A 14968-nucleotide genomic window follows, 5' to 3' on the forward strand; every position below is an offset into this window, starting at 1 on the left:
GTCAGGAAGCGGACGAACTCCTTCTCTCCGCCGTTAGGATGCTCTCGAAAATGTGCCGAGCATGAGAACATCCGGGGCGAGGTCCAAGTCCACGTCCAAGTCTAGGTCCACGTCCAGGTCCGTCAGCGAGTGTTACCTTAAGTTAACGCCTATGGGCGCAAGCCCTGGGTCCAGGCGATCGCAAAGGGAGCCCTGCAGGTCACGCAATTGTGCCTGCTGCACAGTCAAAACTGAGGCAACCTGTGATTGTGCAATATGTCGCTCCCCCCAACATGTTGTGGCACGCTCCATATTGCACTATCGAAGGGGCGACCGCAGCACCTTCCCCCAGCCCCGCAGACGCGACCGCAGCCAACAGCCCAGGGCGCAAGCCCTTAAGCGCTAACTCAAGCCATTTTCCCGACCTGGACTTGGACTTGGACGTGGACGTGGACCTTGACGCTCTGCTGCGCCGCAAGCGATAAGAAGCGACCCGTAGCCTGATGAAGGCTGGGCGTGCAAGAGTTTGTCTCCGCTCAAAAGGTCCACGTCTACGTCCAGGTTTAGGTCCAAGCCCACGTTTATTGGCAAAATCATTCCTATCTTAGCGCTCAAGGGCGCAAGCCCTGGGTCCAGGCGATCGTAAAGGGGAGCCCTGCAGGTTACGCAATTGTGCCTGCTGCGCAGTCAAAATTGAGGCAACCTGTGATTGTGCAATATGTCGCTCCCCCCAACATGTTGTGGCACGCTCCATATTGCACTATCGAAGGGGCGACCGCAGCACCCTCACCGAGCCCCGCAGACACGACCGCAGCACCCTCACCGAGCCCCGCAGACACGACCGCAGCACCTTCACCGAGCCCCGCAGACACGACCGCAGCACCTTCACCGAGCCCCGCAGACACGACTGCAGCACCCTCCCCCAGCCCCGCAGACGCGACTGCAGCACCCTCACCGAGCCCCGCAGACACGACTGCAGCACCCTCCCCCAGCCCCGCAGACGCGACCACAGCACCTTCACCGAGCCCCGCAGGGGCAACCGCAGCCAACAGCCCAGGGCGCAAGCCCTGGGTCCAGGCGATCGCAAAAAGGGAGCCCTGAAGGGGCGATGCAGCTCACCCGCTTTTCTGTGTCGCCCTGTCAGGGCTCATCCTTGGACTACGGTCCAATCCCAGGCCTTGCGGCCTGGGCTGTTCGCTGCGGGGCTAGCAGTAACCCACCGCTCGCCGGAACGGCTGAGCCTGCCAGCATCGCACGGCCAGAGGCCGCGGGTTTGGCACGCACTAACCAGGGATTATCCATGAATTAATGCCGAACCTGATCTCTGGACGCCGAAAGACGCAGACGGCCGCCGACAGTTTTGATCTTGCCGGCGTGCAGGAGCTGTTGCTGCCCCGCAGGGGTCAGCGCTTCGCGCCGACCGTGCTTGCCATCCAACTTCATAAATGGTTCAAGCTGACGTAGGGGGTCGGGAGCAGCTCGCCGGCGCTGTCAACAGTGCTTGAATCCCAGGGGCGTCAGTGGTGTTATAATCCGACTGTAGCAAAGGGGAGTCTCCGCAAAAGGAGGGCCCTATGGATCCTCAGGTTGTAAGGAGCCGTTTCGTCGGCGCCATGGTTGGATTCGCCGTAGGGGACGCGCTGGGAATGCCTGCTCAGTTCCTCTCGCGCGAGCAGATACGGAGCTACTACGGAAAGCACCTCACGACCTTCACCCGGGCACACGAAGGGCACGCAAGCCGATTTTTGCCGCACGGATCCTACACAGACGACACGCAGATGATGCTGGCAACGGCTGAATGCCTGGTCGAATGCGGCAGAATGGAACCGGCACAACAGGCGGACGCCCTGCTCTCCTGGTACGCGAACACGGTCCCGCATCGAACGCCGATGCGCGCCAACGAATTGGCGTGCAAGCATCTCGCCGCCGGCAAGCCGTGGAACAAGAGCGGCGTGTTCAGCGGCGGCTGCGGCGCCGCGATACGAATGCCGCCCGTCGGCCTCCTCTATTTCCGCAATGCGGAGGCTCTGGTGCGGGCGGCTCTGGATGACTGCATCATCACGCATACGGATCCGCGGGCCAAAGCCGCATCCGTGGCTGTTGCATACCTCATTGCGCGGCTCGTGCAGTCCAACGAGCACAGCTCGCCCGGAGATCAGGTGCTCGAAATCGCCGACTGCGTCCACAGGATCGACGCCGACATGGCGGCAATGCTGCGCTGGGTAACCCAGATTGTCCATCTGCCCCCCGAGGAAGCCCTCTTCGAGATCGGGACAAGCTCCGATTCGCTGGAGGTGGTGCCGGCCGCAGCCTACTGCTTTCTCAAGCATCCCAGGCAGTTCGCGGACGCCGTGCTCATTGCAGTCAATGCCGGTGACGCATCCGACTCCATCGCAGCCCTGACCGGAAGCTTCGTCGGCGCGCTTGCCGGCCTGGAGGTCATTCCCAAGGAGTGGAGAGACGGAGTCGAGGACAGCGATGTGCTCGTGGCAATCGGGGAGCAGCTGGCGGCCGTCGCGGAGCGGCAAGTCGCAAATGCGGCCACGGCCTGAGCAGCCGCCGACTCAGGCGTTCTTCACGACGATGGACTCGAGTACATTGGAGACATCTTCAGCCTTGTCCGTGGCGCGTTCCATGCTCTCGATGATTTCCTTCCGCTTGATCACATCAATGGGATCCTTGACTTCCTGGAACAGGCTTCCGATCGCCGACTGAAAGAGCCGGTCCGCATCGTTTTCCAGCCGGTTGATCTCGACACACCGCTCCACGACATGATCGTTGTCCTGGAGGCGGCTGATTGCTGCCGAGATCTCTCTCACCTGGCTTAACAGGACCGAGGCCATTTCCGGCACCTCGCGGATTGGCACCCGGATCTGGAAAAGCACGATTCGCCCGGCCGTGGCATCGATCAGGTCAAGCACATCGTCCAGTGCCATCGACAGGTCGTGGATGTCTTCGCGATCAATCGGGGTTATGAACGTCTTGTTCAGCTCATCGATCACTCTGTGAGTGAGCTCATCGCCCAGGTGCTCGAGGTCCTTGATCCTGCTCGCCAGCGGGTGCAGCTCGCCATCCGGTTCCGCGACCATTTTTTGCAGGATCCCGGCGGCCTCCAGAAGGTAGACGGTCATCTGGCTGAAGATCCGGTAGAATTTTTCGTCTTTTTTAAACAGTCTGGCCATCCTTCTACTCACCCTGGGCAAAATCGAATTGGGAACAAAAGTTCCGCGCGGATTGCGGTCCGTTCGGCTTGCAGACAGCCTCCTGCAATCGATTCCAGACTGCTCTCAGAAGGGCGATTATAACACCCGGAGTCATGGTTTCAATACGCATCGCACAGTGGGTCTTTGAACAATCCTGCCCGCACCCGATCCCTCGTCTCAGACCAAAAGCGGCAGCATCCTGCTTCGGTCGAGCGGCCCCAGCCCGGCTTATTCAGGAATGAATGGCAAAAAGAATTTTTGGACGCTGAAAAACGCCGACGACCGACAACCGTCTTGCTCTTGTCGGCGTGCAGGAGCTTTTGCCGCCCCACTGGGGTCAGCGCTTGCCAGCTATCATCATAAATAGTTAGGGCTAGGGTTCTCCCGAGGATATTCACAAAATGTGTGGAAAACTGTGTGAAAATCGATTTTTCGACAGGCTTAATTCTTTGAAACCAGACCGGTTCTTACCTGTTTGCTTAAAGGTTGTGCAGAGTCATCGTCCCGCCCGGATTAGGAGGCGGGCCTCGTGCCTTGCAAACTGCAGGAACTGGGAATTAGCTCTCGATCGTCCGCGTCGCAAGTCCTCTCCCCGCAAGGACTGCAGCAAACCCCAACCCGTCCCCTGACAGAAAGTGTGCAACTTGCCTTGGCCGGCACGGGAAGTGCAGGGCGCCACGTGGATGTCACCGTGCTGTACGCAGAAGGTTCCCGCGGCTGCGAGGCATCTAGCGGGTCGCGGCATCTCTGAGGCCAAGGCTGCCGCCAACGGCGTTCGAGCCGGGAAAGCCTCCCGTTTGCAGAGCAGCGGAGAGCCTGAGCCGCTGGTCCATAATTCGCTTCTCTGCGACGGCCCGCGCCAACAGCTTGCGCAGGTCGCGGCTTTCAAGCTTCCGCCCATGAACGGTCACCTGGTAAATAACATTCATAGGTTCCTTCCTGTCACTTATATTTGCGCATTACGGCCACAACCACACCCTGAACCTGAACACGAGCGCCATCCAAAACGATAGGGGGAACAGCCGGGTTGGCCGGTTGCAGGCGCACCTGGGATTTATCGCGATACAACTTCTTGAGCGTGACGCTCTCCCCGTCCACGAGAGCCACGATCGTCTCGCCGTTCTCAGCCTGATTGCGCGCTTCGACGACCACATAGTCTCCATCCCGGATCTGCTCGTCGATCATCGATTCCCCCTGAACCCGAAGCACATAGTGGGAACCGCGCCCGGAAAGCAGGTCCTCGGGAACGGTAAGGGCCTCAGGAGCAGACACCGCCTCGATCGGCCGACCCGCTGCGATGTGGCCGTACAACGGGAGGGACCGGACCGCCGGGGCGTCGATCTTCCTCAGTTCAATCGACCTGGCGTGGTTGGCATCGCGATGAAGATAGCCGCGCGCTTCGAGTGCTTCCAGATGCTTGAAGACTGCATTGAGCGACGCAAAGTGGAAGTTCTCGGCGATCTCCTCCATGCTCGGTGAATATCCCTCACGCGCAATGAACCCTGCGACGAAGTCGAGGATCTCTTTTTGCCGCCTGGTCAGCTTCATTTGTTTCACCTTTCTTTCACATTTGGGATTATAGGTGTCAAAAAGGTGAATATCAAGAAAAAAAGCGGCCACGGATGGCACGGATCTCACGATCGAAGTCGGAATCGACCGAGCGAGGCCATTCGCTCAATCCGTGCGCGCCGTGGCCGAGTCTTGCCGTCCGGCAGCCGATTAGATCTTGATGCCGCGTGCCGCCGCCGCTGATTTGGGAAACTCTACGGCAACGGGAATCTCCTTTTTATCCCGAACGACTTTCAGATCGACCTTGGAACCCGGCTCTTTATTGGCAAGGGCCTGGGTAAGGTCCGCTGGTTCGGCGACGGCTTTCCCATCGACGGACACAATCACATCCCCGGCACGGAGTACTGCCGCGGCGGGCGACCCCTGCGTCACGGATGTGACGAGTGCGCCCTTCCTGCCCGGCATGCCGAGGAACGTCGCCATCTGGTCCGTCACGGCCTCGACCGTCACTCCGAGCTGTGGCCGCGAGAGCATGAAATACCGCAAAGCCCGATTACCGCCCGGGCCACTGAAATCGAACACGCCCCCTCCCGGCTGACTGAACTGGAATTGCCGGCCGTTGAGGCTGAACACCCGGCCGGGTTCGCCCGGGGGGACGATCTGAACGCGATCGGACAGTACACCGTCTTTCCGCTCACCGACCTTCAGCGTCAGGTTGGACCTCTTGCCGTCACGGCTGATGACGAGGCTCACAGTGCGGTTGACGGGGGTCTCCTGCACCAGACGGGTCAGTTCCGCAGCGGAGAAAACGGGAATACCCGCATATTCGAGGATGATGTCGTTCTCTTGCAGGCGCGCGGTTTCAGCCGGGCTACCTTTCTCGACCGATCGAACGATGACACCGGTTTCGGAGGCCAGCTTATACTTGGCCATGTTATCGGCGGTTACATCCTCCATCTCGATCCCCAAATAGGCCCCGTCGAGACTGAGGCGCAGGATCTGGCGGACCGGCTGGCGTTGAGCAAGCACCAGGCTCACGCCGCCGAAAGCGATCAGGATGATGCCGACCAGAGCCAAGCCACCTTTTTTGTTGAACTTAGGAAATTTCATACGCTTCTCCAGATTTTGAAGCACGGAAACAACTTCCGGGATTCTGCTCATTACACGGGCGAGACATGAGACTGGTTCCAAAATTTGCGGCTGTCGACGGGAACTCTGATAAACTAGGTTCGGGCAGCGGCCGGCGCCGGGAATAACGGCTCCCGTCCTGCTTTCTCCGGCCCGAATGCACTCGTGGCGGAGGGGCCAACTTTTTTTGCAGCAAGACCGAAACTTTCTGAAACAGCCTGAATCATTCAATTGTGAGTTCAGTTTGACGAAGAAAAACCTGAACCCGGGCGGCGTTGCAGCAGACCCCGATCTCCTGGCGCAATGGATCGAGGAGGCCAAGAAAGGAGACATCGGAGCCTTTCAGAAGATCTATGACCTGTTCTCGCGCAAGGTCTTGAACTTCATTTACCGAATGGTGGCCTCGATTGAGGAAGCGGAGGATCTGACTCAGGAGACTTTTATAACAGTGTACCAAAAGCTGGGTTCTTTGAAGGATGATGCGAAGTTCGAACCGTGGCTTTTTCGCATCGCGAGAAACTATGTGTATCAAAAGTATCGCCGCCGCACTCCCGCTACCGTCTCGGTGGATTTGCGGGACGAGGAAGGGCGAAGCGTAGCGGAACTGGTTGATGAGCGCAAAGATCCCCAGGAGGCGTTTCAGGCCGGGGAGCTCGAACGTGTGGTGCAAAAAGTTATCATCGATCTTCCGGAAAAGTACAGGGAGGTTTTCGTCCTCTCTGCCATTCAAAATCTCAGCTATCAGGAAATCGCCGAAATCGTCGGACGAAGCCTGCCCAGCATCAAGACGGACATTCATCGGGCCCGGCTTCAGGTCCGCAAACGAGTCAAGGAATACCTGAAGGTGCCATAAGGTGCAATTATGGATTGCCGACAATGCAACGATGATTTGACAGCCTACATAGATGGGGAGCTCGCCGACTCCACAGCGGATGAGATGAGCCGTCATCTGGAAAAGTGCAGGCCGTGCCATGACGAATATCAGGACTTGAGAGATTCGGCAGTTTTTGTGGTGTCGCACACACAGGAACTGGAGCCGGTCCCTGAAATCTGGAACAACCTGCGTTCCCGGATAGCCGAGATGCCGGCCCCTGCCGACGCCTTCGGCTTTTTTCGCTTCCTGGTGGTGAATCGCTGGGCCGCGGCAACCGCAACTCTGGCGGCAACCCTCATTCTCGCGCTCGGGCTGTGGGGCTACATGCAGTACCAGCAGTCACAGAACGAACTCGAAACATATATGAATGACTACATCCAGATGCGCACCATCACGGAACGGCTTCACACTTTGCAGCTGATGGAAGCTGACAACACCCCACCCAGCGTCGAAACCGCAGCACCAGGCTCCGTGGAAAACCCGTTCGCAGATATCCGCCCCGTGTCTTATAGCAATCCCTTCAGGTCGGAGGAAAGATGAGAACCGGCAGCGTTCGGATGCATGGAGGCATTTTTACCGGCTCGTGCCTGCTGTTCACGCTCTCGATGGCGGCACCGCATCTGCCGGCGCAAAACGCCGAAATCGGCAAGATCCGCAGCATCGCCGAGTCCCAGCATGAGATCGTGATAATCCTGATCAAGAAGAGAGATTTCGGCAAGGCCGCCGAGGAAGCCAACAAGATGTTCCAGATGAAGTGGCCGGCGGATCAGGAGCCGGTACTCAAGGATGAATTGCTGAGGTTCTCTGATCTGTTCCGTCATTACGGCCAGCCCGCCCTTGCCGTGCAACTGCTGGAAACGAATTTGAGCATGTTCAAGTCCGACAAAATCAAAGCCGAGATCTGGAAGGATAAGGGCTATCTGTTCAAGGAGATGGGCCAGGACGACAAGGCCCTCGAGTGCTTCCGCGAGGCCAAACGCCTGGAGGGCAAGATCCCTCTTCGTACTGCGGTCGTCAAAAAGTAGGACAGACTGGAAGCAGATCCCATCAGTTGGAGTATCCCCACCAGACCGGAACAAGCCACGTAAGAAAACCGCCAGAATCTCCTAGCCCGAATTATTCGTGAGTCAAACCGAACGCCGGTGAAAAGCAACAAAATTGGACACGGATTGACGCTGGCAGGAGCTCCTGCACGCCGACCAGGACCGAACGTTCAGCGTCGGGCAGCGTTTTTCCGGGTCCAAAAATTTCTTTTGATCGCATATTGAGGATGCGCGGGCAATTCAGGACCGCTTTTTGCTTCATGGCGTGATCCGAATGGTATAAATTGGCATATCATGAAAATCGCAGAGAAGGGCGCTCAAAAACCACCTACGCGTGAGTTCACAACCATCTCGGGGCATCCCGTCAAGGAGATTTACACCGCACAGGATCTGCCTGGATTCGACTACCTGCGGGATCTGGGGGAACCGGGCGAGTTTCCATTCACGCGCGGCGTGTACAAGAACATGTACCGCGGGCGCCTGTGGACGATGCGACAGTTTGCCGGCTTCGGTGAAGCGGAGGATACCAACCTCCGGTTCAAGTACCTGCTCAAGCATGGTCAGACGGGGCTGTCCGTCGCCTTTGATTATCCGACGCTCTTCGGCTATGACTCCGACCACCCCGAGTCCTACGGCGAAGTGGGACGGTGCGGCGTGGCGATCGATTCACTGGCCGACATGGAGGCGCTCTTCGACGGCATCCGGCTGGATCAAGTCACGACCTCGATGACCACGAACGCGCCTGCAGCCGTCATATGGGCGATGTACCTGGCAACCGCGGAAAAGCAGGGGGCGGACTGGAAGGATCTCGCGGGAACGATCCAGAACGACATCCTCAAGGAATACATTGCGCAAAAGACCTTCATTTACCCGCCGCGACCGTCCATGCGCCTCATCACGGACACCATGGCGTTCGGGAGCCGATTCGTACCGCGCTGGAACACGATTTCGATCAGCGGGTACCACATCCGTGAAGCCGGTGCGACCGCGATTCAGGAACTGGCCTTCACTCTGCGGGACGGCATCGAATATGTCGATTACGGGATCAACGCGGGGATGAAGGTAGATGAATTCGCGCCGCGGCTCAGCTTCTTTTTCGACGTCCACAACGATTTCTTCGAAGAGATCGCAAAGCTCCGGGCTGCGCGCAGGATCTGGGCGCGCACCATGAAGGATCGATATCACGCCCGGGACACCCGTTCCCTGCTGTGCCGGATTCACTGCCAGACGGCAGGCGTATCTCTCACCGCACAGCAGCCCTACAACAATGTGGTGCGGGTCACGCTGCAGGCACTGGCCGCGGTGCTCGGCGGGACCCAGTCGCTGCACACCAATTCCCTGGATGAAACGCTTGCACTGCCGACGGAGAAGTCGGTCACGATTGCGTTGCGAACCCAGCAGATCATCGCCCACGAGAGCGGCGTGCCGAATACCATCGATCCTCTCGCCGGCTCCTATTTCGTCGAGACCCTTACCAATGAGATGGCAGCCGCTGCCGGCTCCTACTTCGACCGCATCGATGCCATGGGAGGCATGGTTCCGGCAATCGAGCGCGGCTATCCGCAGCGTGAGATCCAGGAATCCTCGTATCAGTTCTCGAAAGCCGTCGATCGCAAGGAAAAGATCATTGTCGGTGTCAACGAGTTCGTCACCGAAGAACCGCCGCCCATGGACATCCTGGTGATCGACGATGCCGTGCAGCAGCGCCAGTGCGCCAGGCTGAAAAAACTGCGGGCTGAACGCAACGGTGCGTTGGTGGAGAAAAACCTGTCGGAATTGAAGCGTGCGGCCGAGGGCACGGAAAACCTGATGCACCCTATCCTCGACTGCGTCCGTTCTTATGCCACCCTGGGCGAGATAAGCGATGCACTGCGCGTCGTCTTCGGTGAATATCAGGAGCCGAGCATCTTTTAGCCCGGATTATTCATGAATATGCGACGCAAATGCAGGTTTGGACGCGGAAAAACGCTGCCCGACGCCGACCCTTCGGTCCTGGTCGGCGTGCGGGAACTTTTGCCGGGCAAGCAGGACGGCAAAAGCTCCTGCCTGCGTTTGTCCGCGTCCAATTTTCTTGCTTTTCACGGGCGTGAGCTTCTGCTTCATGAATAATTCAGGATAGGTGCCTCGTGCCCGGCGTGGGATTTTATGACTGACAAGAAAATCCGAGTACTCGTTGCCAAACCCGGTCTGGACGGACACGACCGGGGGGCGAAGGTGATTGCGCGTGCACTCCGGGACGCCGGCATGGAGGTGATCTACACTGGTTTGCGCCAGACCCCGGAGCAGATCGTCAACGCCGCCCTGCAGGAAGATGTCGATGCCATCGGGCTGTCGATTCTCTCCGGCGCGCACATGCACCTGTTCCCGCGCATCATGGAGCTGAAGCGCGAGAAAAAGCTGGACGATGTCATCCTGATCGCCGGCGGCATCATCCCCGATCACGATATCCCGGAGCTGAAGAAGATGGGGATTGCAGAGATCTTCCCTCCCGGCAGCTCGCTCGAGGAAATCGTCAACTTCGTCCGCAATCATGTCCGGTGATAGTGATGCGTCCTGGCTTTCTGACTCATCACTGATGACATTCTCACCTGGCGCAGGTCTGGTGGCGGCCGCCATCGATCGGAAGGCTGGCCCCGGTGATCCAGGCGGCCTGGCCTGAGGCCAAGAACAGGATCGCGTCGGCGACGTCTTCCGGCTGGCCCACACGCCCGATCGGGTGAGTGGTTTTGCTGTGCTCCAGAAAGGCCTGGTACTTCTCCTCCCCCATGCCTCCGCGGCGGTGGAGGTTGGAAACCACGACTCCCGGATCAACCGCGTTTACCCGGATTCCCTTGGGCGCGAGCTCGAGTGCGGCACAGCGCGTCAACTGATCGACGCCGGCCTTGCTGACGCAGTAGGCAAGAACACCGGGAAAGGCGCGGATGCCGGTTACGCTGCTCACATTCACGATGCAGCCTTGGTTTTTCTCCAGATGCGGCACGGCGAGCTGCATCAGCGCGAAGACCGCTTCCAGATTGATTTCGAACATCGTGCGCCAGTCGGCAAGGCTGGTATTTTCGATGGTGCCGTTGGCGATCGTGCCCGCCGCATTCACGAGGATGTCGAGACCGCCGAGGCGAGCGACGGTTTCCGAAACGAGTCTCCGGCGGTCATCTTCGTTCCTGAGGTCGCCGGCCAGGGCGACCGCATCCCCGCCGGCGGCGATGATGGATTCGACCTCCTTTTGCAGGGCTTTGAGCTGCCTGCCCGCGCAGGCGACGCGCGCCCCATGCCGTGCCATGGCGCGAGCCGTGGCGCGGCCGATACCGCTGCTGGCGCCGGTTACCAATGCAGTTTTCCCTTGTAGCATGAATATCTCCTTGAACTGAATTATTCATGAAGTTGAAGGGCAAGCAGAAAAAACCAGGGAACTGGACGCCGATGGACGCCGACAAGAGCAGAACTGTCGGCGACCGTCTGCGTTTTTCAGCGTCCAAAGGCCCATGTTGCCGTTCATCCATGAGTAATCCGGGTTAATGAATCCGAATTGAGTGCGCCCTATTTTACCTTATTCCTGCGGCGGCTGGAAAACGTGCCGCCGGTTTCACGAACGGCACGAATTCCATATCAATCCAGCCATCGGCAGGTAGAATACTCCGCAAAGTCGGGGAAATCCGTAGCCGGACTTTTTTGCCGGGCGCTTCGTAAAGGGCGCCAGGCCCGGACCCATGAAAACCGGAGGATGCTGTGGAAGAAGAACCGAGCGGTCCCCCGCGCAAGCCTGTTGGGGAATCCGGCGCGCCCGCTTGTCCCCTGTGCGACGCTCCCGGGCTATTCGCGGAGACGGTCGGCTATTTCCGTTGCCCCTCCTGCGCAACCTTGACCCAACGAGTTCCTCCAGCCAGGCTGGCTCTCGAGGAATCTGAGGCGCGCTATGCTCACGGCATAGCATCTGTGGAGCGGCGGTGGCTCGGTCTGATCACCAGCGCCGATCCGGTGCGACGCACTGTGCTGGACCTGGGAGCCGGCGACGGCGCGTTTGTCGGCCTGGCCCGGCAGGAGGGTTGGGAGGCGTGCGGGCTCGAAGGGAGTCCGGCGATGGTCGCGCGCGCGCGGGCGCAGGAATGGGCTGTCGATCTCGGCGATGTTGATGAGTGGGCGGCGCCTGACAAGTCCTTCGGGGTGATCAGGCTCTGGTTCGTCCTGGAACACATCCGATATCCCGGGCGCCTGCTGCGCGAGGCGCGGCGGAGTTTGGTGCCGGGCGGCCTGCTGGTGGTCGGCATCCCGAACGATGCCAACTGGCTGTCGCAGCGGCTCATGCGGACCGCCGAGGACCGGTTCTGGGAGCACCCCCTTCACCTGCATCACTTTCCGCCCTTCGGGATGGAAGAGTGGCTGCAGCGGCTCGGCTTCGAGATCGTGGTTGCCGAGGCCGGGCGCCCGTCGGAACTGATGCGCGGCGGGAATCTGCCGCTCTATGAAACCTGGGAAAGAGTCCGTGAACAGGATCCCACGCTCAGCCGCCTTTTCTATCGGCTCGGGGTCGGCCGGACCCGGGAGTTGATCTTCCGGCTCTCGCGCTGAGCGCCGATCTTGTCCCCCGCTGAAGCCTGCCTCGAAAACAGAAACAACAAGTAGAAAACATCTACGGCAAGCCGCAGGCACGCACAAAAAGATTTGCCGCTGAAATAACCGCGCCGGTCGCGGAACAATATGGAAGAGGAGGTAAAATGGCGCAATCCCTTTCCAAGGTCATAGTGCATTTCGTCTATTCGACAAAGGACCGGTTTCCTTTTCTGGCCGATCGCGAGGTAAGGTCCCGCATGCATGCATTCCTGGCAGATTTTTTCAGAGGTCTCGATTGCCGGAATGTCGAGGCCGGAGGAACTGAGGATCATGTGCATGTCCTATGCTCGCTGTGCCGGACACACTCGATAGCGGAGGTCGTCGGCAAAGCGAAAGCGAATTCCTCCGCATGGGCCAAAAAACTGCAGGGAATGATGCAGAAATTCGAGTGGCAGGGGGGATACGGAGCTTTTTCAGTACACCCTTGCCAGATGGAGCATAGCAGGAGCTATATCCTCGACCAGGAACAACACCATCGTGTGCGCACCTTTCAGGAGGAGTTTATGGATTTCCTGCGCGAATACAACGTACCGTATGACGAACGCTACATCTGGACGTAACCTGTCAGAGGTTTGTTATGCAAGCCCCGGAGGGGGCGGCCGCAGTTCCAAGCCTAGGGCGCAGCCCTGGGACTGGACGCAAGTGTTGGCTGAGCCCTGCAAGGGCGGCCGCAGTCCTCAGCCCAGGGCGCAGCCCTGGGACTGGATCCAAATGTCACATGAGCCCTGTAAGGGCGACGCAGTCTTCAGCCCAGGGCGCACAGCCCTGACCCTGGACGCAAGTGTTGGCTGAGCCCTGCAAGGGCGACGCAGTCTTCAGCCCAGGGCGCAGCCCTGGGACTGAACGCAAATGTCACATGAGCCCTGCAAGGGCGGCCGCAGTTCTCAGCCCAGGGCGCAGCCCTGGGACTGAACGCAAATGTCACATGAGCCCTGTAAGGGCGACGCAGTCTTCAGCCCAGGGCGCAGCCCTGGGACTGAACGCAAATGTCACATGAGCCCTGCAAGGGCGACGCAGTCTTCAGCCCAGGGCGCACAGCCCTGACACTGGACGCAAGTGTTGGCTGAGCCCTGCAAGGGCGGCCGCAGTCTTCAGCCCAGGGCGCACAGCCCTGACACCGGACGCAAGTTGGCTAAGCCCTGTAAAGGCAGGTACTCCTGCAATCCCCAATTGCTAGGATCTTGCATCGCCCTTACAGGGCTCTTCTTGTTCGGGCCCGCCATTCCCAGGGCTCGCGCCCTGGGCTTAGCGCTGCAGCGCCCCTGGCGGGGCTGGGTGAAGGTGGTGTGGTCGCCCCCCTGGGGGCGGGGCTGGGTGAAGGTGCTGCAGCGCCCCTGGCGGGAGACTGGGTGAAGGTGCTGCGGTCGCCGCTGGCGGGGCTGGGTGAAGGTGGTGCGGGGTCGCCCCTGGCGGGGGCTGGATGTAGGTGCTGTGGTCGCCCCGGCGGGGCTGGGTAAGCGGGTGACGCCATTCAACTCGGCAATCAGTTTCCGTTGAGGCCAGCCCGGCTTTCGAGGCACACCTGCGGGCGCTCGGCATCGGACTCGCACTTCATGTGTCAATGCCGAATGAAAATTCCTCATAGTTCCGGTTGAATTTTCCCCACTCCAACCCTCACTAGAATTTCCTTTCCTCAGTGCCGGTCGGAACGGAGCCCAGCGTCGCCTTCAGGCGACGCGCTTTGGGCGGAGTGGAGATCGGGACTGACGAAACGGCGGCGGCCGCGTGCCCCTCCCGCTCCGGCATCGGCAGTAACCCCGTGCGCCTGCGGTCCTTCAACCGATAGCTCCCGCCAGCAAACTTGTAAGACTCCAAAGCGCCGAGTATCCCGCAAGGAGTCGACCGATCTGTTGCTGTATATGCAGAAAATGACGATAGAGTTTTCGTGCCACCGGGTCGCAGATGTTCTCTTTTTGATTGGCCGTCTTTCATTTCGATGGGAACGGCTTCGTTTCGAGCTGTCGCTGACACGGCAGCCCTTTTCGAGCGGCGGGCCGGCGGAAACGCGCAATTTTTGCGGGCGGGACGCCCGCGCTCCGAGCGCACTGGTTATTATTGGCGAGGATAGAATCTATGCTGGCAAAAAAAGCCCCGGGTTGATGGCCCGGGGCTGGGAATTGTAATCCGGCGACGACCTACTCTCCCACATCGTTGCCAATGCAGTACCATCGGCGCTGGAGGGCTTAACTACCGTGTTCGGGATGGGAACGGGTGTGACCCCTCCGCTAGAGTCACCGGAAGCTCGAAAAATCGTTTTACAATCAGGCAACGCGGGCCAGGAAACTTCTCCTGAGAATTTCAAGCAGGGTAAATTTTATGGTCAAGCCTCACGACCGATTAGTACTGGTAAGCTTCACGCATTACTGCGCTTCCACACCCAGCCTATCACGTGGTAGTCTTCCACGGGTCTTTAGTCCCCCGAAGGGGAAGGGATATCTTATCTTGAGGTGGGTTTCACGCTTATATGCTTTCAGCGTTTATCCCATCCGAACTTAGCTATCCAGCTATGCCGTTGGCACGACAACTGGTGCACTAGAGGTTCGTCCATCCCGGTCCTCTCGTACTAAGGATAGATCCTCTCAAATATCCTGCGCCCACCACAGATAGGGACCGAACTGTCTCGC

At 59.2% G+C, this 14968-nt stretch carries 15 protein-coding genes and 2 rRNA genes; 9 read left to right on the forward strand and 8 right to left on the reverse strand.

Annotation, left to right across the window (positions count from 1 at the left end):
• Nucleotides 1–1287: 1287 nt before the first annotated feature.
• Complete coding sequence (locus LAP85_28055) at nucleotides 1288–1443, forward strand: hypothetical protein (protein MBZ5500267.1); 156 nt, start codon at nucleotides 1288–1290, stop codon at nucleotides 1441–1443.
• Nucleotides 1444–1553: 110 nt separating this feature from the next.
• Nucleotides 1554–2531, forward strand: a complete 978-nt coding sequence (locus tag LAP85_28060) for an ADP-ribosylglycohydrolase family protein (GenBank protein MBZ5500268.1) — start codon at nucleotides 1554–1556, stop codon at nucleotides 2529–2531.
• A gap of 12 nt (nucleotides 2532–2543) precedes the next feature.
• Here LAP85_28060 and LAP85_28065 read toward each other — a convergent pair whose 3' ends face one another.
• The 4 genes from LAP85_28065 to LAP85_28080 form a co-directional block, all read right to left on the reverse strand.
• Nucleotides 2544–3161 (reverse strand): DUF47 family protein, encoded by a 618-nt coding sequence (locus LAP85_28065; GenBank protein ID MBZ5500269.1) that lies wholly within the window; start codon nucleotides 3159–3161, stop codon nucleotides 2544–2546.
• Nucleotides 3162–3910: 749 nt separating this feature from the next.
• Nucleotides 3911–4111 carry a hypothetical protein gene (locus tag LAP85_28070; protein ID MBZ5500270.1) on the reverse strand — a complete coding sequence of 67 codons (201 nt, stop codon included), beginning with the start codon at nucleotides 4109–4111 and terminating at the stop codon, nucleotides 3911–3913.
• 13 nt (nucleotides 4112–4124) lie between these two features.
• Complete coding sequence (lexA, locus tag LAP85_28075) at nucleotides 4125–4730, reverse strand: transcriptional repressor LexA (protein MBZ5500271.1); 606 nt, start codon at nucleotides 4728–4730, stop codon at nucleotides 4125–4127.
• 171 nt (nucleotides 4731–4901) lie between these two features.
• Nucleotides 4902–5801, reverse strand: a complete 900-nt coding sequence (locus LAP85_28080) for a PDZ domain-containing protein (GenBank protein ID MBZ5500272.1) — start codon at nucleotides 5799–5801, stop codon at nucleotides 4902–4904.
• 262 nt (nucleotides 5802–6063) lie between these two features.
• On the opposite strand from LAP85_28080, the gene LAP85_28085 reads away from it, so the two are divergent.
• The 4 genes from LAP85_28085 to LAP85_28100 all read left to right on the forward strand — a co-directional run bounded on the left by LAP85_28085 (nucleotide 6064) and on the right by LAP85_28100 (nucleotide 9650).
• On the forward strand, nucleotides 6064–6672 hold the full coding sequence (locus tag LAP85_28085) for a sigma-70 family RNA polymerase sigma factor (protein MBZ5500273.1): 609 nt from the start codon (nucleotides 6064–6066) through the stop codon (nucleotides 6670–6672).
• A 9-nt stretch (nucleotides 6673–6681) separates the two neighbouring features.
• Nucleotides 6682–7233 (forward strand): zf-HC2 domain-containing protein, encoded by a 552-nt coding sequence (locus LAP85_28090; protein ID MBZ5500274.1) that lies wholly within the window; start codon nucleotides 6682–6684, stop codon nucleotides 7231–7233.
• Entirely contained in the window at nucleotides 7230–7718 is a 489-nt protein-coding gene (locus tag LAP85_28095; GenBank protein ID MBZ5500275.1) for a tetratricopeptide repeat protein, read from the forward strand. Before LAP85_28090 ends, LAP85_28095 begins: the two co-directional genes overlap by 4 nt.
• A gap of 312 nt (nucleotides 7719–8030) precedes the next feature.
• Complete coding sequence (locus LAP85_28100) at nucleotides 8031–9650, forward strand: methylmalonyl-CoA mutase family protein (GenBank protein MBZ5500276.1); 1620 nt, start codon at nucleotides 8031–8033, stop codon at nucleotides 9648–9650.
• 6 nt (nucleotides 9651–9656) lie between these two features.
• Here the strand turns inward: LAP85_28100 and LAP85_28105 are convergent, their stop codons facing one another.
• Complete coding sequence (locus tag LAP85_28105; protein ID MBZ5500277.1) at nucleotides 9657–9839, reverse strand: hypothetical protein; 183 nt, start codon at nucleotides 9837–9839, stop codon at nucleotides 9657–9659.
• A gap of 42 nt (nucleotides 9840–9881) precedes the next feature.
• Here LAP85_28105 and LAP85_28110 point away from each other — a divergent pair, with 42 nt between their 5' ends.
• A complete protein-coding gene (locus LAP85_28110) occupies nucleotides 9882–10277 on the forward strand; it encodes a cobalamin B12-binding domain-containing protein (protein MBZ5500278.1) in 396 nt (131 codons plus the stop codon).
• A gap of 43 nt (nucleotides 10278–10320) precedes the next feature.
• Here LAP85_28110 and LAP85_28115 read toward each other — a convergent pair whose 3' ends face one another.
• Nucleotides 10321–11085 (reverse strand): glucose 1-dehydrogenase, encoded by a 765-nt coding sequence (locus tag LAP85_28115; GenBank protein MBZ5500279.1) that lies wholly within the window; start codon nucleotides 11083–11085, stop codon nucleotides 10321–10323.
• Nucleotides 11086–11462: 377 nt separating this feature from the next.
• Between LAP85_28115 and LAP85_28120 the strand changes: the two genes are divergently transcribed.
• Both LAP85_28120 and LAP85_28125 read left to right on the forward strand, forming a co-directional pair.
• Entirely contained in the window at nucleotides 11463–12302 is an 840-nt protein-coding gene (locus LAP85_28120; protein MBZ5500280.1) for a class I SAM-dependent methyltransferase, read from the forward strand.
• Between the two features lie 146 nt (nucleotides 12303–12448).
• Nucleotides 12449–12904: a transposase gene (locus LAP85_28125; protein ID MBZ5500281.1), complete on the forward strand. Its 456-nt coding sequence runs from the start codon at nucleotides 12449–12451 to the stop codon at nucleotides 12902–12904.
• A 1562-nt stretch (nucleotides 12905–14466) separates the two neighbouring features.
• On the opposite strand, the gene rrf is transcribed toward LAP85_28125, so the two are convergent.
• Both rrf and LAP85_28135 read right to left on the reverse strand, forming a co-directional pair.
• Nucleotides 14467–14583, reverse strand: a 5S ribosomal RNA gene (gene rrf, locus LAP85_28130).
• A gap of 77 nt (nucleotides 14584–14660) precedes the next feature.
• Nucleotides 14661–14968 (reverse strand): 23S ribosomal RNA (locus LAP85_28135); the annotation flags it as partial.

This window comes from Terriglobia bacterium (assembly GCA_020072565.1).
Taxonomy (GTDB): domain Bacteria; phylum Acidobacteriota; class UBA6911; order UBA6911; family UBA6911; genus JAFNAG01.